Here is a 17,846-nt window from a genome sequence, read left to right on the forward strand (position 1 = left end):
AAGATCCGACAGCTCATGACGACGCACCATGCAACACATGATCCCCCATCAGAACCTTTTGAAGACACTGCCTAGTGCTCTGACCGCATAGGTTTGCCGGCTCGGGCCGTGTCTGGTGCTGGATGTATCGGGTCGGAGCTCTCCAACGGCTCGTTGGGGGTGTTCTCCACCGCCCATTGGCGGAAGAGGCCGAGTGCCTCGGTGAGGTTGCCTGGACCGCACGCGGCTTGGAAAGTCATGTCGGCAGTCCAGGCCATGACCCAGTCGTCCTTGCTGCGCTTAAGGTCCTGTCGGGGGAAGTCGTGTCCTTCGAGGTCGGTGTCTTCAAGGTCGACATGGACGGACCAACCGGGGTTATCGAGTGTGTCGATCTTGACGCCCCACTCGTGCTCCCAGTTCTCGTTGCACTGCGCGGTGTACCAACCCTGCAGCCAGTCAAAGACGTGCTCGGCTTCGTTCATGGCACGGGATGCTAAGGGCTGTCCTGTAATCCCTGGTGGGCGCGCAACGTCGGACGCGGTGCATCGCAAGGCGGAGGGATGCCCGAACACCGGACGAATTCGGGTATTCCGACAACGCGGCGACGTGCCGTAGCCGGCGCCGCGCGCCCACCAGGGATTACGGGACGGCCCTCAGGTGTCGACGATTGTGCCGTAGCCGTACGGCGAGCGATCATCCACCACGATCAGTTCGAGACGGCGCTCACCATGAAATGGAACGCGTGTGAGAGGGGCGGGACAGCAACCGGGTCCGCCCCTCGACGCGGATAGGGGGTGCACCCGGGCGCCGCCTGCCGCTGGCGGATGTGGGGGCGGGGGCGTGGCCATGGACCGGTGCCGACCGGGTTGAGCGGGTCCGTGTGGCCGTGCGGCGCACCAGGAACGGGTAGGTCACGCACAGTCTAAAGGTTGTCCCGTAACCATCCGTGGCAGCGCCTGGGCGTCCGCCACCTCCTGTGAGGGGAGGCCGACGGTCAATCTGGGAAGGCCGGGGCTAGATTCTCCGCATGTCTTCGCATCTCAGTCATGGTGCCTCGGGAGCCCTGCGACGCTTCGCTGGATGGCTTGCCCGGGGATCGGTAGGTCACCCGATGCTGGAAGGGATCGACTACTGGGAGGAGCTACGTGAGTCGCCCTCCCAGATGGAGATCTGCGTCGCGATCTTCGCCAACGTCCTCGAACTGGACGAGGAGGGAGAGCCGCTCAACGAGAAGCACGCGGAGCGCCGGGCTGCAGCCTGGCTCTACCGATACTGCGCCGGGGAACTGCCTCCAGGGGAGCCGGACATCGAGCCGTGGGAATGCCAACTTCATTGACCGTTGGCGTGCCGCGCAATCCGGGCCACGCAGCCCCGGTCCTCGCCCCGCTGCCCGTGGGCTTATCCGGCGAGGGCGAGGTTGTGGAGGCGGGCGATGCCATGCATCGCGTGGTGCACGCCGTCGCCTTTGGGGCGGCAGTCGCGGAGGATCTTCCAGCCCTTCATCCGGGCGAAAGCGTGCTCGACACGGGCGCGGACCTTGCGGTGGGACCGGTTGTGCTCTTGCAGGCCGGAAGCTCGGTCCGGCCAGGTTCTCGGCGGTGCGGAATGACCAGGCCGGTGCCGCGGTAGCCGCCGTCAGCGATCACTGTCGTGTGGCCGACGGCCGCCTTCGCGCCGGACAGCTCCCATGCCTTGCAGTCGTTGCGATTGCCGGGCAGGGGCTGACCGATCACGACGACGTGCCGGGTGTCGGCGTCGATGACACACGTGCGCAGGTGGTCTGCACCCGTACGGAGCCGTGGTCCGCCGCGGAACCGCGGCCGGGCCCTCCGGGTCGCTCCCGTTGGCGGAGGGAGGGAGCCCGGGACAATCGCCTTCCGGCTACCGGCTCGTTGGTGCCGGTGCGGCCAGCGCGGACAACGCGTCCGGGTCCACGCCGGACAGTTCCACGATCCGCTGGATCGGCACCCCCGCGGCGAGCGCCCGTCGCAGCAGGGTGTCCCGGCTCTCCTCGGCGTCGCGGAAGGCCAGGAGTTCCTCCTCGGCGAGGGCCACCGGGTCGGTGGCCCCAGCGTGCCGGACCCGCTCCAGTTCCTCCGGACTCAGCGGGACCGGCAACCGCTCCGCGTCCTTGGGGATCAGGTCCGTCTGCTCCGGCGGTACCACCCGCACGGACGGGCTGCCCGCGTCCACACCCTGCGCACCGAACCAGCCCAGTACGGCGGGGGTGCCCAAGCACGCCAACTCACCCACCAGGGCCAGGGGGGTGCCCGGCCAGCGGCCGGCGGTCACGGCAAGGAACAGGTAGGCGTCTTCGGTCATCGCGCGTCACTCTCCAGGGTCCGGCGTCCCGGTCGGCCAGAGCCCGATCCGGGAGCACAGGTCGTGCTCTCGACCCGCACATGCCCCGCCCGACGCATTTCACGTGGCGGACAACCCGTTCGGCGTATCCCGAAGGCCCGTCATCCACCCTGCGGCCGCGACGGCGCCTCGGGCACCACTCGCTGGGATATCTCCCACAACCCGTCCGGCACCAGCCGCCGACGCCGACCAACAGGACAGCGGGGCTGGTCACCGCGAAGCCCGTCCGCTCTCAGGCGTCGGTCCCGCCCGTAGCTGCCGGCTCGTCCCGCCGGGGTCGAGGCGCAAGCTCCTCGTTCCCCGCGCCGTGGACAGGCCGCGTCGCTCGCGGGCGGCTCATTTGCGTCCATTCCGCGAACCACCAGGCACCAGTGATCACGATCGCCCACGGAAGCCCGCTGAGTTGCGCCGCCCGCCATGGCGCGTGCTCCCCCCAATGCTCGACTCCCGTCAATACAAGCCAGCTGACCACGAGAACCACAACCGAACGCACACGTCGATGCCTGAACATGCGCCTCGCCTACCCCCGGCGCGGACGGTAAACGACGCTCCGACCGGCCGAGTCGCAGACAGGCCGGTTCGTCGGCGAAACGTACGCTTGTCGCTGCGGGGCGCGGTGGCGCTTCAGGTAGCGCCAAGCACAGGTCTACGCCTGCTCGAGACGAGCAAACCGAGCCCGCGGCGCCGAAACCCTGCGCCCGTCACCGACACAGGCCTCCAGCCGGCCTTCGGCCGCGGCGACGACCGGACCTCGCTCCAGGCAGTCGGCCCACCGGCCGGCGCCCTCCGCCTTCGTCCAGGCCCCGTTCGCCCTCACGGCTTGGTGCACGGCGGCGACCAACCGGCTCATCTGCCGCAAGGGCACACCGAGGTCGGCTCCGACCCGCTGTACCGGGTGCGTTGCGCCGGTCCTCAGCGATGACGGCCTTCCCTCCCCATTTCGAAGAGGAACTCGCAGTTGGCGATTCTCCGACCTGTCGTAGCCCGCGTCGTATCCGGCGTCTATGGCGAGCATCGAGCGAGGACTCCTGAAGACCGGATCGGCTACGCATCGCACCATCCGATGAAACGTGGGCGCGGGGGTCGAGCGTCGTAGGGGCGACGGGGTGTTGGACCCCGAGTCTGGAGACCGCGTCACATGACTGTCGGCGTTCGAGCCCGATCCTTGTTCGTGGGTGCCGCGTCCGTGCTCGTCATCGGGGCGGGCCTGCCCGCGACTGCCGCTGCGGGACCCGTGCCCGACGCGGCCCCGCCGCAATGGGAGCAGGTCAAGCTGCCGAGCGGCAACGCCGTCCTGAGCGGCACGGTCAAGCCCGACGCCCGCACCACGTGGGCAGCCGGCTTCCGGGTGCCCCAGGACGACGGCGGGCTCTCGCCCGTCCTCTACACCCACGACGATCGCAGCAGCGGACCTTGGAAAGAGATGTCCACCGCGAGCGACTTCACCGGCCGGATCAACGCCCTCGCCGCGACCTCGGCGCGGGACGCGTGGCTGGTCGGCGACGTCGCATGGGAAGGCGAGCCGGTCATGGCGCAGCACTGGGACGGGCGTTCGTGGCGGGTCAAGCCGGCTCCGATGCCGGCGAACACGCTCGGCGGCGGCCTGCTGGGCGTTGCCGCGGTCTCGGCGAGCAACGTGTGGGCGGCCGGCTGGTCCCAGGTCCTCGACAAGCGGATACCCGATCCGGACGGCGGGACCGAGATCGTGGATCACAACGAAGGTCTCGTACAGCACTGGGACGGCCACGCCTGGAAACCGAGCAAGCTGCCCCAGCCGTATGCCAACTGGGGGCTCAACGCGATCTCGGCTTCCGGTCCGAAGGACGTCTGGGCGGTCGGTAGTGGCTACGGGGACGACGACCAGCCCGTGGTCCTGCACTTCGACGGGCGTTCCTGGACCGCCATGCCGACGCCCCCGTACGGAGGGGTGTACGGCGAGTTCAACGACGTCGTCGCGAAGGGGCCGCGCGATGTGTGGGTGGTGGGCCGCACGCTCCTGGACGACAAGGACCGCGGCCACGCGCTGATCGTGCACTGGGACGGGCACAAGTGGACGCGCATGGACGCGCCGGGTGACGCCGGCGGACTGTCGGGTGTGGCCGCGACGCGCGCCGGCATCGTCGCCGTCGGCCGCGCCGCCAACGATGACGGTGGTTATGCGCTGCGGGCCTCCGGGACGCGTGTGACCTCGCTGGGGTTCCCGACAAACGCGGACGGGATGTCCGATTCACCCTGGAAGATCTCCGTCACCGGGGGCGTGGTGTCCATCAGCGGCTCGGCCCGCTACGTGTCGGAGCAGGGACCGCAGCCGCTCCTGCTGACCACCCGACTCTGACGTCGTGAGCCGTCGGCGGGCGCGAGCGCTCGCGGACGGCTCGGCCGTGACGTGCGGCGTCGGCGCAAGCAAGGCCGCTACCCCGCCGTGCATCTGCCGTGGGCATCCCCTCGCCCGCATCCCGTCGTCCACGTTCGCCGCATGCGGCGGACCGAGGGGCATCTGTCGATCTCTGAGTTCGACCGCCAAGTACGTGGTGCCGAACCGGCAATGGGCGATAACGTGCGGAGGTGACTGATGTGATCATTCTTCACGGAGCCTGGCACCAGCCCGCCCACTACACCGAACTCGCCGATCTGCTAGGCGCTCGGGACCTGTCCGTGGAGGTGCCCGATCTCTACGAGCTGTCGCTCGCCGAGAGCACCGCAAAGGTCGAGGCCATCGTCTCGGGTTCGTCGGAGCCGCCGGTGGTGGTGGGGCATTCGTTCGGGGGCGTCACCGCTGGGACGGTGCGTGGTGCAGCCGCGTTGGTCTTCCTCGCCGGCTGGATTCTCGATGTCGACGAATCCCCGGCCAAAGTGCTCGCGGAGACCCCGGGCGAGCCCGGCGAGGGGTTGCTCGCGCTGCCGGGCGCGGACGGGCGGCTTCGCCTGGACCCGGACGATGCCCGGGCGAAACTCTACGGCGACGTCGACGAAGCGGTGGCCGCGCGTGCGGTGGCATTGCTGCGTCCGGAACTTCCGTCGATCTTCGACGCCACACCTACTCGGGTGAGTTGGCGGGACAGCCCGTCGATCTACCTCCGCGGACAGCGGGACCGGACCATGGTCACGCCACTCCCTGACCGCTTCGCCGGGCGTTGCTCTCGCACGGAAGCGTGGGACACCGGCCACTCGCCCTATCTGAGCCGCCCTGCCGCCGTGGCCGACCTGATCCAGCGTCAGCGAACGGTGGATTCGGACGACGACGTCATAGACGTTGAGGCGTAGGGCGCGGATGTCGTTGATGAGGTCGCGCCAAGGATGATGATGCCGCCCGGGTCCTTGCCCGGCATCAGCGCCTTGGCGATGGCGCCCGCGAGCAGTCCGATAAGGATCGAAGCAATGATGCCCATGGCGCCTCTCCTACCTCGATGAATAAAGACTGTGTGAACACCGTCTTCACCGCGAGACGACTTCTAAACGTCCGGAGGCAAGCACCATCTCGTCGCCGAAGGCCGAGGCATCTCGCTCGCCGTGTCACTGACGGCCGAGGGATCTCGCTCGACCTGTCACTGACCGGCGAGGACCGTATCGGCGTCACTCGGCTGATGTTCCCGCTGGAGAGCTGCTGGTGGTACGCGGGCGCCCCGCCGACCATGTCGTCGCCCTCGGCAGGGCGACGTCCCTCTCCCCGAGCGGGTGGTTCGACCCGTACGGGCCGCGGACCGAGGAGGCCGGCCCTCGGCACGTACCGAACGTCCCGGACCGGCATCCCTCCGGAGCCCTACCAGGACCTCGCCCCGATCTCATGGCCCTGTGGCCTGGGCAGGGCGTTTCGCGGCTCAGCCCGAGTCGTGCCAGGACTGCAACAGGTCGACAGTGCGCACGCGTTCTTCCTCCCGGGACACGATCCGCGCCCGGATCACGTCCACCGCGTCCGGATCCGCCGCGACATCCGGCTCCACCACCGCCCAACCCCGCGCGCCGCCCGCGACGGGGACCGAGATGACCTCCAAGTCCGTCCGGCCGGTCATGAGAACGGCGAGGAGAGCCAGGTACTCGCGCTGCAAAGCGGATCCGAAACCCTCCCCGCCCGGGCCGGCCAGCATCGCCGGTCGGCCCTCGGCCGGCATGGAGCAGGTGTCGGATGCGGCGCGGACCACCGCTTCGAACTCGGCCGGACCCAAGCGGTCCGCCACGACACGCAGATGGAGGTCGAGGACGTCAGCGCTGTCGGCGTCATCGGCCCAGCCGTCGCCGCAGGAGCCCGATGAGGCCGATCCGCTCACTGTCCCTACCCCCGACCGACCCTTCTGCGGGTCTGACCCGAAGGCAACTCTAACGACGCGCCGGCTTCGGCGTCGTCGACTCGGTCATCGACGAAATCCAGCGCTCGCCCCTTAAGGCTCTGATCATGACGGCCCCTTCGCGCACCCCGCCGCGCGCCCCGCCACTCCGCCTTTGACGGGGTACGCAGTCGCTTCGACGTCGAGACTCCGCCCGCCATGCCCTTCGATTTCCTTGAGCTCTATGACAAAACACACCAAACAGACATAAAGCATCAGATATCTAATCTGGTCGACACAGTTTTTCGGTGGTCATCGAGGAGGTAATCAGCCTCGCACCGTGACGGGCAGTCGAGCGGTCCCTTCGGGTTGAACGTCTCGATTGCGGGGCACAAGCGCTGACGGACAGGGTCGGCACCGACCCGGAAAGGCCAGGGTGAACAGATGGACACGATGAGCATCGAGGCCTCGCTCACCACGATGGACACGATGAGCATCGACGTGTCCACCGACCGGTCCACGGCGTCCATCGGCGACGCGCGCTCGGGCACACGGGACTTCCTCGACCGTCTCCCCCACTTGGTCGAAGCTCAGGCAGCCGAGAATGTGGTGCTCGTCGTCTCGGAACTCGTCACCAACGCCCTGCGCCACGGCGGCGGCGCGTGCACCCTCACCCTGACCGCCTACCCGGACGGCATCGAGGTGTCGGTCCAGGACACCAACCCCCACGCACCGCACGCACGCACCCCCGATTTGCAAGGCGGAGCCGGCGGATTCGGCTGGCCCATGGTCAACCGCCTCGCGCAGGTCACCGCGGTCACCCGTCGGCCCACCGGTGGCAAGACGGTCAGCGCCCTGCTTCCCCGGTAGGCCCTGTCGAAGGAGTCCCCCCCGGCCTGCGGCCCCACCGGGTGCTACTTCGGCGGGAGGGCCCGGCTTCCGCACCCGCTACCCCGAGTGGCGGCGTTCGGCTTCCTGCGAGCGCGCGCCGCACCCGCTCCCTGATCGGCCAGCCGTCCTCGTGGGCTTCGTCCCCGGCCACCGGGACGCGCGGGGCGCCGTCGTTTTCACCACCGCGCCCCGTCTCCTCCGTACGACTCCGATATCGTGGCCCCGACCTCGGCCGCTCCCCACGACGAAGGGTTCACGCGCATGCCCAGCGCCCTGATCTCCGGAGCGAGCATCGCCGGCCCCGCCCTGGCGTACTGGCTCAATGCCCGCGGCTGGCAGACCACCGTCGTCGAGCGCTTCGACGCCCTGCGCGATGACGGCCAGAACATCGACGTCCGCGGTGCGGGCCGCGAGGTAGCCCGCCGCATGGGCATCGAGGGCGCCATCCGCGACGCCTCGACCGGCGAGAAGGGCACCGAGTTCGTCGATGCTTCGGGCGCCGCCATCGCGTACTTCGGGGCAGGGACGACCGACTCCCGCGGCGCCACGGCCGAGCTGGAAATCCTGCGCGGCCAGCTGTCGCGCATCATCGTCGACCGCACCGAGAAAGACACCACATACGAATTCGGCGACCACATCACCGCCCTCGACGAGCACGAGGACGGTGTTGCGGTCTCCTTCGCCCACGGCCCGACCCGCACCTTCGACGTGGTGGCCATCGCCGAAGGACTGCGCTCGCGCACCCGCTCGCTGGTCTTCCCCGCCACCGACGTCGTACGTGAACTCGGCTTCTGCACCGCGTATCTGACGATCCCCCGGGCACCCTGCGACACCGACCTCTGGCGCTGGCACAGCGCCGGTCGGGGCCGCAGCGTCACGCTGCGCCCGGACAACCTGGGCACGATCCGGGCCACCCTCGCCTTCATGTCCGACGTCCGGGGTCTCGACGAACTCGGACGCGAGGGCATCGTCACCGTCCTGCGGCGCACTTTCGCCGATGTCGGCTGGGCGGCTCCCCGCGTGCTCGACGCCCTCGATGACGCCCCGCTCTACTTCGACGCCATCGGGCAGACCCGCATGGCGTCTTGGACCACCGGACGAAAGGCCCTCCTCGGGGACGCCGCCTACTGCTCGTCCCCGATCAGCGGCATGAGCACGAGCCTCGCGCTCACCGGCGCCTACGTCTTGGCGGGCGAGCTCGCCTCCCACCCGTATCGGACGGCCTTCGCCCGGTACGAGACGGTCATGCGTCCTTACGTGGAGCGGGCCCAGAAGCTACCTCCCGGTACTCCGGGCATCGCCAATCCCCGTACCCGCACAGGAATCGCGACCATGAACACGGTGCTGAAGGCTGCCGCCAGTCCCGTCGGCGCACGCTTGGGCGGTCTGGCTTCGAGGGTGTTCACACCCCGCGCCGAAGCGATCGACCTCCCCGACTACCCTCTTCCCCCTGCCTGATCCACGGCCATCACGGCACGACCGCCGCGAACACCACGCGGCCGATCGCGGGAACAGTCTCCCGGACCGAGCGGGCACTGGTCTGCCTTCTTCGAGCCGCTCGCGGACGGCTTCGCCGTGTGCCCGGAGCCGAAGGGAGACGGGGTCGGGGTCCGCGCACCCGGCTGCCCGCCGGCGGCCGGGGGGCCATCGGTCGTCGGAGCCGGCGCCTGTCCCGCCGCCGTTGCCGCCCGAGGTCACCGCGTACGCCACCCGCGGCGAGTACGGCCACGACCGCTACGGCCACCGCGGCAGGGCTGCGACGCCACGCCCGCTCCCCCGCCTCCGGGCTGGACCGGCCGACGGTGAAGGACCGGTCGGGCGGCGGGCCCTGGGCGTGGCCGTGCGACGGGAATCCGTGCCCCGGGGCCGGGGCGTAAGGCTGCGGAAACGATACGGCGCCCGGGGTGAAACCACCCGGGGGCGGCGGTTCGAAGCCGGAGGCGGGCGCGGGTCCGGGTACGGGGCTGCGCGGTGGGTGGAGGCGGGACCGTGGCGGGCGCCGGCATGGGAACCGGCCCGCCGCCAGCCGCCACCTGCTCCAGCATCACGCGCGCCTGATCGGCGGTGGGCCGGCGCTCGGGCTCCTCGGCCATCAGCGCCGGCAGCACCGGGGTGAGGGGTCCGCCCGTCGAGGCTCGGGCAGCGGGTCGCCGACGATCGCGGCCAGCGTGGACCGCACCGAGGTACGGCGGAACGACGGAACGCCCTCGACCGGCGCGTACAGGGTCACCCCGAGCGACCATATGTCCGAGGCCCGCCCGGGCCCCCTGCCCTGCGCGCGCTCCAGCAGTACGGCCACGTACGCATCGAGCGCGCCGCGCCGCGTCACCACCTCGTCGAGCGAGGGCCCGTCGACGAGTTCCATGACGATGATGGGCAGACCCCGCTCGTGCGTCACGTCGTGCACGGTGACGACGGCGCCGTGCTTGATACGAGCGGCCGCCTGCGCCTCACGCTCCATCCGCGCGCGCAAGTCCGCCAGTTCGGCGTCACTGGCATCGCTGTAGGCCCCCAAGACCTTCACGGCGATGCTCGCGCGCGAGCAGCTCGTCGACGGCCCGCGCGACCACGCCCATGCCGCCGCGGCCGATCACAGAGGCGGAGCCGCGGTCGGATGCCTACGACGCGGGTGCTGCGGGTCCCTGCGGCGCGGGCGCGACCTGCGGGGATGCGACGTGGGTGTCGCCGTCCTCCGTGCGCGGCCAGCACCGACCTTCGAGGGCTTCGGCACTGCGATTGAGCCGGACCAGAACGTCCTCCAGCTCACGTACCTCTCCAGGGGACCAGCCGGCGACCACGCGGGCGAGGCAGGACCGGTTGATCTCACGGTCCTCGGCGAGTCTGCGCCCGCCTTCGACGGTGATGCACAGCTTGCGGGCCATGCCACCGTCCGGGTCCGGGACCCGGTCGGCCAGTCCGCAGCGCAGCAGCGCGGTCGTCTGGCGATTCACGGTCGAGGTGTCGAGGCCGAAGGCATCGGCCAACTGTCCAATGGTCATGGGACCTTGTGTGTCGATCCGGCTGAGCAGCAGGTACGCCGACCGCTCCAGGCGTTCGGGATCTCGCTCGCGCCGGGCGAGCACTTGGTACCGCGAGAGCAGCATCAGCTCCCGCTCCAGTTTCTCCAGCACTTCGTCTCCCACTCCTTCCGCCGCCCCACCATTATCGCGGAGCCGAGGACCCGGCGACCGGCGGACCCCTTCACCATTCGACCGCCGTAGGGCACCGCGCGACGGTGGGGCACATACGCGGGCTCGCAATATGCATGATACATAGGATGTGTACTATGCACTTCTCGTCGTCACCTCGACGAGCCCAGCCTCGAACCGGAGGACCCGCATGACCGTCACCACGTCCACCGCCTCCCGCGCCGCCGAGATCCTGTCGCGGCCCATCGCGCTGAACGGCCTGACCGTCCCCAATCGCATCGCGATGGCCCCGATGACGCGGATGTTCTCTCCCGGCGGCGTGCCCGGCGAGGACGTGCGGGCGTACTACGCCGACCGGGCCGCCGCGGGTGTGGGCTTGATCGTCACCGAGGGCACCTACGTCGGTCACGACTCCGCCGGGCAGAGCGACCGGGTGCCGCGGTTCCACGGTGAGGACCAGCTGGCGGGATGGGCGAAGGTCGCGGCGGCCGTGCACGAGGTGGGTGGCACGATCGTGCCCCAGCTGTGGCACATAGGCATGGTGCGCAAGCAGGGCGAGGCGCCGTTCGCCGATGCCCCCTCCGTCGGCCCTTCCGGCATCCGGGTCGACGGGACCGAGGGGACCGGCAGGGCAATGACCCGCGTCGACCTCGACGATGTCATCGGCGCGTTCGCCGACGCGGCGGCGGAGGCGGAGCGGATCGGCTTCGACGGCGTCGAACTGCACGGCGCCCACGGCTACTTGCTCGACCAGTTCCTGTGGGAGCGGACCAACCGCCGCACCGACGCCTACGGCGGCGACGCGGTGGCCCGCACGAAGTTCGCCGCCGAGATCGTGGCCGCGGTCCGCGAGCGCGTCCGGGCCGACTTCCCGGTGATCTTCCGCTACTCGCAGTGGAAGCAGGACGCTTACGACGCACGTCTCGCCCAGACCCCGGAGGAGCTGGAAGCGATCCTGGCCCCGCTGGCGGCGGCCGGCGTCGACGCGTTCCACGCCTCCACCCGGCGCTACTGGGTCCCGGAGTTCGAGGGCTCGGACCTGAACCTCGCGGGCTGGACCAAGAACCTCACCGGCCTGCCGACCATCACCGTGGGCTCGGTCGGCCTCGACGGCGACTTCCTCCGCGCCTTCGCCGGCGAGGGAGCGGCGCTCGGCGACATCGACAACCTCCTGGACCGCATGGAGCGCGACGAGTTCGACATGGTCGCCGTGGGTCGGGCGTTGCTCCAAGACCCGGAGTGGGCGGCCAAGGTCCTCGGCAACCGCTTCGACGAGCTGAAGCCGTACGACGCGGCGGCGCTCATGTCGCTCAGCTGACAGCCGAAAGTCGGGCGCCCGGACCGTCCGGGGCGCTGGGCGCGACCGGGGCGGCCGTCTTCGGTTCCGCCAACTCGCCGATCCCGCAACGCTCTTGACAACCAGTCAAGCGTCACCTTCAAGTGGATGCCGTGCCCATCCCGGGCGCGCAGGCCATCCTGAAGGGAGGCGATCAGCGCATGGCAAGGGCCGAGGGTCAAGGACCCGACTACGACGCCGTCATCAGCGGTGCCGGCCGAGCTGCTCCGGCTCGTCGTGCTCCTGCTCCCCGCACCTGCTGGAATGATCCCTGGTGCAGCTTGACGATCACGGTGCCGTCGGCCTGCTCCCCTGCACCCGCGGGGACAACCTGCGGAAGCAAGCCCCTCTAGCCGCGCCCCCGTAGCCCCGGCGGGCGCTGCCAGGTGTGGGACGGGAGGGTGTCCGCCAGGGTGGTGAAGAAGCGCTGGTCGCGCCACGCCTCGCGGTTGCCGATGACGAACAGGCGGCGTTTGGCGCGGCTCACCGCGACGTTGAGCAGGTTCGGGCGGGACGCAGCCCAGGCGCGGGCGCCCGGGCTGCGCGGGTCCGTGCCCAGGACCAGGATGACGACGTCGGCCTCCTTGCCCTGGGTGGTGTGCACCGTACCGACCCGTTCGGGCGGCACCAGCCCCCGGCACGCCCGCTTCGCCCCGGCCACGACCTGCCGGAACGGACTGATCACGAAGACGTCCTCGGCCAGGTCCACCCCGCCCTCGTCGCGCAGCCGTTCCAGCACGCGCCGCAGGGCCCGTCCTTCCTCCGGGATCCAATGCCCTTCGGCCTCCGTGGAGGCGACGTCCACCCAGCTGCTCGCCGGACGGTAGGCGTACGGGTCGCGCTGCGCGGTGCCCTGCACCATCAGGCCGTCGTAGGCGATGGCGTTGCTGACGGAGAACATCGGGTCGTCACAGCGCCGGTGCACCCGTAGCGGCGCCCCCACCCAGACCTCGTGCCGCCCGTCTGGCAGTTCGGCGGGCAGCACGGTTCCGTAGCGGTTGGCCCGGTCGGCGAGCTGCTGGACCGAGGTGCGGCCCGGCGCCCACTCCTCCGTGGCTCCGAAGTCCTCTCGCAGCGCCCGCTGCGCGGTCCACGGCAGCACCACCACCGGCTCCAGCTGCAACGGGTCGCCGACGACGACCGTCCGCCGCGCCCGCCAGACGCCTCCCACCGCCATCTGCGGGGTCGCCTGCCCGGCCTCGTCGACGAACAGCCAGCCCAACGCTTCCGGCCCGAGCCGTCCGAAGACCCGGTCCAGCGAGGCGAACGTCGTGGACACCACCGGGACCACCATGAACAGGCTTTGCCACGCCGCCCGCAGATGCGGCTCGGGCACGGTTGCCGGGACCGCGCCGACGACGGCGTCCATGGCGGCCATCAGGTTGGCGTACATCGTGCGGGCGGTACAGCGCAGGAAGGCCCGGTGGAGTTCGAGGGCCGCGAGGAACACCTCCGTACGGGCCTGGGTGATCTCGGGGTCGGACCACGGGGCGGCCAGCTCGCGCGCCCGTTCGTCGGTGAGCCAGGAGTCGTCCGGGACGAAGCCTTCCCAACGGGTGCGGGCGGCCGCGACGGCCCGCTCGGCCCGTCCGCGCTCGGCGGCCGTCTCCTCCAAGGCCCTGCGGCACCTGGCCAGTCGGTCCGCGGCCGCGCCCACCGCGGCGCGGGCGACGTCCCGTACGGCCTGCGCCGCATCACGCGCACCGCGCGCCCGTACGACGTCCGCCGCGGCCCCGGCTTCCTCCGCGTGCCACGCGCGTGCCGCCCGGCCCAGGGTGAAGAGGCTGATCGTGAAACCGGGGCGCCGGGCCAGATGGGCCTGGTGTGCCTGCTCGGCCCGGGACAGGTCTTCCTGGGCACGATCCAGTGCGGCCTCGGCCGGCGGCAGGTCCTCACCTACGCGCTCCAGCTCCGCCCCCTGCCGCTCCTCGCGGGACCGGGCGCGCTGCGCGGCCTGGTGATGGTGCGGCAGGGCCGTGTACGCCTCGGCGACCACGGACCGTTCGGCAACCAGTCGCTCGGCCTCGGCCAGCGCGGCCTCGAAACGCTGCTTGGCCTCGCGCCAGACACCGCTCTGTGGGGTGTCGCGCCACTCGCGCAGCAGGTGGGCGAGGCCGGCGCCGCTGTCGATCCAGGCGTGGGGGCGGGCGCGGCGGCCGTCTTGCTGGGGCGGGACGGCCGGCATGGCGGCGGTGTCCACGTCGGTGCGGCGGTACTTGCCGTGCCAGAAGCGGTTGACGAACTCCAGGCGGTTCCTCTTGCTGCCCAGGCGGGCGGCGACCGCGCCCCACGCGGGCTCTCCCTTGAGGAGCCGGGTCGCCTGCTCGGCGAAGTAGTCGGCCTCCTCGCGCCACTGCTTGCCCAGTGCCGCGCGGGCGGGGATCTCGGTGGAGATGTTCTCCACGGCGCCGTTGTTGGCGGAGGCGACCACCATCTCGAAGCCGGTGAACTCCGGGCGCAGCGCCGTGACCCTACGCGTGTAGTCCCCGCTCTTCCAGACGTACGGGGCCTGCTCGGCGAAGGCCTGCGACGGCAGGCGGAGCGCGGCCAGGCGGCGGGCCCGCTCGACGACGGCCGCGGCGAAGCAGTCCCGGAGCATGGTGGTCTTGCCCGTGCCGGGCGGCCCGTTGACGGCGAAGATGCCGTTGGCGTGGCCGAGGTCGACGTGCACGGCGTTCACCGCGAACTGCTGGCTGAGCGCGAGCGGGTGGGTGGCCTCGGCCGGCCAGCGCCCGAGCGGGGTTCGGTCCGGTGCGACCCCGGCGAGCGCGAACGCCGGGTTCGCGCGGACGTCGACGCGGCGGGATACGTCGAAGGCCGCCTCGGGTGTGAGGTAGGCGGTGAGCGCCGGGCCGGGGTCGCTCCGGCCGAGCGCGCGGGCCACCAGATCCAGGTCGGCGGCGATGAAGCTGTTGAGGAAGTCCTGCTGGTCGGCGCCGTCGCCGGCCCGGTCCAGCCGTACGGGCACGCTACGGATGCGGACTCCGGCCGGTTCGAGCGCGCCGTCGAGGAACCACGCCCGGGCCAGCTCACCGGTGAACTCCAGCAACTCCCCGGCACCGACCGTACGGGCACCGAGGCGCGGGGTGTCGGCATCCTCGCCGCCCCCGCGGTCCTCGCCGGCGTCCTCGTCTGCATTGGCCGGCGGCCCCGGGGAGGCTTCGGGGGCGACGAGCTCGCCGAGTTCCCCGGCCCGTGCCTGCCAGGCCTCCGCTTCCTCGGCGAACCCGTCGAGCCAGCCGCGGCTGCCGGGGCCCGGGAAGAGGGCGCGTCCGGTGGCCCAGGCGCAGGAGGAGAAGACGGGGGAATCGAGCAACAGCCGGCCCTCGTCCGTGATGGTCAGGGCGAACAGCGCGCTCTCACCGTCCATCCGCCCGTCGTGGTCCTCCTCGCTCTCCCCGAAAACGTGCAGCAACGTGTCGCGCACGGCGCGCAGGGCGTAGGTCCCGCCGTAGACGACGTGCTGCCATCCGTACCCGGGCTCCAGCGGGACGGACCGCAGCGGATGCCCGGCCTCCCAGGGCAGGGGCCCGTTCTCCGTGAGCACATACACCCGATCCCGGGCGGACACCGCCGGAGCCTTCTGCGGGCTGAACAACTCCACCGCCCGCCAGTACCCCACGATGCCGCTCCGCCGCCCTCGCTCGCCGCCCCCCACCCCACTCATGCGCCCGCTCCCCTTGATCGATGATGGTCACGGGCAGCCTATGGCGGAGGGCGAGGACCGGGCAGGTGGTTGCGGAGGACGGCGGAGAGCACCTCGGCAGAGCCGGAATTGTCCGATTCCTCGAAAGTGCCTGAGAACGGCCCCTCGCCAGCGTAAAGTCCCACCTCACGAAGCCTGCTCCCCGCGCCCGCGGGGATGACCCCATGGACACGGCTCTGTACTACGTGCGGCGCCGCTGCTCCCCGCACCCGCGGGGATGCCCCTCTCCTCGCCCCCCTGGTGGTCGGTTATCGCGCTGCTTTTGTCGTTTGACGCGAGAACGTCAGTGGGTTGGACACGAGAGTGTCAGCGACCCATCGGCTCTGCGGAAGCAAGCGTGCGTAGAGCCATGGACGCTCAGACGTAACCGGATGTCAGCGCTGTTCGGCAGGGCGCGCATTGGCCCCACCCCGCTGCCAGCCGTCCTTGGTGTCAGTAGCGGACCTCATGAGCCTCGTACCCCTTGAGCCCCGCCGTGACGAGGGCGGGGACGAGTGCGTGCAGGTACCAGGCGAGGTCGGTGAACTCTGGTGCCGCAGGAACGCTCCGGCGGTCGATGGTGGGGACGAAGGAAAGGCCGGTGCGACCGGAGTGGAACATGAGCATGCCACCCGTCTCGCCCTCTGGGTGGTAGACGTTGAGGGCGACGGTGTACGGCAGGTTCGACGTCGTGTCCAGCATCACCAGCACCTCGTCGATGCGGTCGGGCGTGCTGTCGTACCAGTCGTGCAAGTCGTCTGCGTCGTTGATCATGTATGAGACGCGGTCGGCCACCTCCACGGCGGACCAACCCGCCGCGGTCAGCGCGTCCAGGACGGCACGCACGGTGGTCGGGCACGTGAAGGTGAAGTCGATGTCGGCGTCTCTGGATCCCACGAGGCCCTCCGGGCGGAGCGAGCGATGGCCCTCGCATACTCACCCTTGGAAGGGGGTCCGTCGAAGCGTTTTTCCCAGCCCGGCCGGAGGCTGAGAATCCGTGGGCGGCCGATGTCCGTTTGAGGAACCCCCGACGAACAGAATCCTTGCGCAGGCACGGTCGAAGCGAACAACCCGCGTGGTAACGACTCCATCCCCTCGCTGTTCCCCACCAATGCCCCCGGCGCGCAGAAGGCAGGGCGCGGCTGCGGGGTCACCTGAACCGATCTCGGCATATTCCGTGCGGGCGATCAGCGGCTCGTGAGTCCGTCGGCAAGTGTTGGCGAACGCTGGTCAGTCAGCCCAGCCCTCGGTGTTTGAGCACGACTCGTAGGAGTATCGCGTGTTGCGGTCCCATTCCTCCCCGGTGATGCGCTTGTATGCACGGTCCGGCGTGTAGAGCAGGCTCTCGGCGTGGCGTACTGCTTGAAGACCGCAGGGTCTTGAAGGACGCTCTCGAAGACGTCGCGGCCGGCCGCGACGACCGCAGCACAGGTGTAGAGGAAGGCGTCATCGGACAAGTCGGATCCGTATTCCTTGCGGTCGAGCTGGTAGAGCGCCCAAGACAGTTGTTCCGCGAAGCCTGTGACCAGCGACAATGGGCACTGGGTAAGACGCTCGGTCAGTGCGGGTGCAAGCAGCTCGGCCTCAGGGTCAGGTTCCGTGGGCCTGCAGTCTTCGATGAGCTGCCAGAAAGCATCTTTGTTCATACGGGCGAGCATGGCGCAGGGGTCTGACACCCCTGGCTGGCGGGTCACCGGTTTGCTGATGCGGTGAGAAGGACGCGTTTGCGGAGCAGGGAAGCTTGGCGCGGCCGAACATCTGGCGTTTGATCATCTTGATGTGGTTGACGCGGCCTTCGACGGGCCCGGAGTTCCAGTGGCTGGTCAAGCCCTGGATGACGGCGTCCCAGTCCTTCTCCAGGCCGGTGGCGAAACTGTGCAGGCCGGGCAGGTCTTCGGCGCGGACGGCGTTGATCCAGTCTTTGAGGTGCTGGCCGGAGCGGGTGGTGAGAATTTCGGCGAGCTGTTCGCGGTCTTCGTCCCGGAGTCGATCGGGGTGGCGCATCATCCGGCCGGTGATCTGGCGGACGCCTGGTGGTGCCGGGCCGACGACACGGATGCGCTGCCGGCGGCGGGGCCGCAGGTAGTCGCTGATGGTCTGGTAATGGCCTAGGCAGTGTCTTCAAAAGGTTCTGATGGGGGATCATGTGTTGCATGGTGCGTCGTCATGAGCCGTCGGATCTG

General features: G+C 70.2%; 15 protein-coding genes and 2 pseudogenes. 6 read left to right on the forward strand and 11 right to left on the reverse strand.

Features of this window, described 5'->3' with window-relative positions:
* Nucleotides 1–71 precede the first annotated feature (71 nt).
* Nucleotides 72–461 carry an immunity 53 family protein gene (locus ACIOD1_RS34820; protein ID WP_365625755.1) on the reverse strand — a complete coding sequence of 130 codons (390 nt, stop codon included), beginning with the start codon at nt 459–461 and terminating at the stop codon, nt 72–74.
* Nucleotides 462–1,006: 545 nt separating this feature from the next.
* On the opposite strand from ACIOD1_RS34820, the gene ACIOD1_RS34825 reads away from it, so the two are divergent.
* Nucleotides 1,007–1,315, forward strand: coding sequence for a hypothetical protein (locus ACIOD1_RS34825; protein ID WP_401907167.1), 309 nt, complete (start codon nt 1,007–1,009; stop codon nt 1,313–1,315).
* Between the two features lie 62 nt (nt 1,316–1,377).
* Here the strand turns inward: ACIOD1_RS34825 and ACIOD1_RS34830 are convergent.
* Both ACIOD1_RS34830 and ACIOD1_RS34835 read right to left on the reverse strand, forming a co-directional pair.
* Nucleotides 1,378–1,748: pseudogene (locus tag ACIOD1_RS34830) on the reverse strand (transposase); the annotation flags it as partial.
* A 112-nt stretch (nt 1,749–1,860) separates the two neighbouring features.
* Complete coding sequence (locus tag ACIOD1_RS34835; protein WP_401907169.1) at nt 1,861–2,301, reverse strand: DUF6003 family protein; 441 nt, start codon at nt 2,299–2,301, stop codon at nt 1,861–1,863.
* 1,210 nt (nt 2,302–3,511) lie between these two features.
* Here ACIOD1_RS34835 and ACIOD1_RS34840 point away from each other — a divergent pair.
* Together ACIOD1_RS34840 and ACIOD1_RS34845 are read left to right on the forward strand one after the other, a co-directional pair.
* Nucleotides 3,512–4,675 (forward strand): hypothetical protein, encoded by a 1,164-nt coding sequence (locus tag ACIOD1_RS34840; protein ID WP_401907171.1) that lies wholly within the window; start codon nt 3,512–3,514, stop codon nt 4,673–4,675.
* A gap of 230 nt (nt 4,676–4,905) precedes the next feature.
* Complete coding sequence (locus ACIOD1_RS34845; protein WP_401907172.1) at nt 4,906–5,604, forward strand: alpha/beta hydrolase; 699 nt, start codon at nt 4,906–4,908, stop codon at nt 5,602–5,604.
* Between the two features lie 32 nt (nt 5,605–5,636).
* On the opposite strand, the pseudogene ACIOD1_RS34850 reads toward ACIOD1_RS34845, so the two are convergent.
* Nucleotides 5,637–5,729, reverse strand: a pseudogene (locus ACIOD1_RS34850) (GlsB/YeaQ/YmgE family stress response membrane protein); the annotation flags it as partial.
* Nucleotides 5,730–6,158: 429 nt separating this feature from the next.
* Nucleotides 6,159–6,605, reverse strand: coding sequence for a hypothetical protein (locus ACIOD1_RS34855; protein WP_401907174.1), 447 nt, complete (start codon nt 6,603–6,605; stop codon nt 6,159–6,161).
* A 477-nt stretch (nt 6,606–7,082) separates the two neighbouring features.
* On the opposite strand from ACIOD1_RS34855, the gene ACIOD1_RS34860 reads away from it, so the two are divergent.
* Nucleotides 7,083–7,472 (forward strand): ATP-binding protein, encoded by a 390-nt coding sequence (locus ACIOD1_RS34860; RefSeq protein WP_401907189.1) that lies wholly within the window; start codon nt 7,083–7,085, stop codon nt 7,470–7,472.
* A gap of 282 nt (nt 7,473–7,754) precedes the next feature.
* Nucleotides 7,755–8,951, forward strand: a complete 1,197-nt coding sequence (locus ACIOD1_RS34865; RefSeq protein ID WP_401907176.1) for an FAD-dependent monooxygenase — start codon at nt 7,755–7,757, stop codon at nt 8,949–8,951.
* Between the two features lie 634 nt (nt 8,952–9,585).
* Here ACIOD1_RS34865 and ACIOD1_RS34870 read toward each other — a convergent pair.
* Together ACIOD1_RS34870 and ACIOD1_RS34875 are read right to left on the reverse strand one after the other, a co-directional pair.
* Nucleotides 9,586–10,017: a hypothetical protein gene (locus ACIOD1_RS34870; RefSeq protein ID WP_401907177.1), complete on the reverse strand. Its 432-nt coding sequence runs from the start codon at nt 10,015–10,017 to the stop codon at nt 9,586–9,588.
* A gap of 94 nt (nt 10,018–10,111) precedes the next feature.
* Nucleotides 10,112–10,597 carry a MarR family winged helix-turn-helix transcriptional regulator gene (locus tag ACIOD1_RS34875; protein ID WP_365625835.1) on the reverse strand — a complete coding sequence of 162 codons (486 nt, stop codon included), beginning with the start codon at nt 10,595–10,597 and terminating at the stop codon, nt 10,112–10,114.
* A gap of 235 nt (nt 10,598–10,832) precedes the next feature.
* Between ACIOD1_RS34875 and ACIOD1_RS34880 the strand changes: the two genes are divergently transcribed.
* On the forward strand, nt 10,833–11,960 hold the full coding sequence (locus ACIOD1_RS34880; protein ID WP_401907179.1) for an NADH:flavin oxidoreductase: 1,128 nt from the start codon (nt 10,833–10,835) through the stop codon (nt 11,958–11,960).
* 367 nt (nt 11,961–12,327) lie between these two features.
* Here ACIOD1_RS34880 and ACIOD1_RS34885 read toward each other — a convergent pair whose 3' ends face one another.
* From ACIOD1_RS34885 to ACIOD1_RS34900, 4 genes are all read right to left on the reverse strand, one after another.
* Nucleotides 12,328–15,645 carry a DEAD/DEAH box helicase gene (locus ACIOD1_RS34885; protein WP_401907181.1) on the reverse strand — a complete coding sequence of 1,106 codons (3,318 nt, stop codon included), beginning with the start codon at nt 15,643–15,645 and terminating at the stop codon, nt 12,328–12,330.
* Between the two features lie 471 nt (nt 15,646–16,116).
* Entirely contained in the window at nt 16,117–16,560 is a 444-nt protein-coding gene (locus ACIOD1_RS34890) for a hypothetical protein (protein WP_401907183.1), read from the reverse strand.
* A 290-nt stretch (nt 16,561–16,850) separates the two neighbouring features.
* The gene (locus ACIOD1_RS34895) at nt 16,851–17,321 is read right to left on the reverse strand and encodes a DUF4240 domain-containing protein (protein ID WP_401907185.1); all 471 of its coding nucleotides are present in this window, start codon (nt 17,319–17,321) and stop codon (nt 16,851–16,853) included.
* Entirely contained in the window at nt 17,254–17,670 is a 417-nt protein-coding gene (locus ACIOD1_RS34900) for a transposase (RefSeq protein WP_401907187.1), read from the reverse strand. Before ACIOD1_RS34900 ends, ACIOD1_RS34895 begins: the two co-directional genes overlap by 68 nt.
* Nucleotides 17,671–17,846: the final 176 nt, after the last annotated feature.

The organism is Streptomyces sp. NPDC088097 (assembly GCF_044741845.1).
GTDB lineage: Bacteria > Actinomycetota > Actinomycetes > Streptomycetales > Streptomycetaceae > Streptomyces.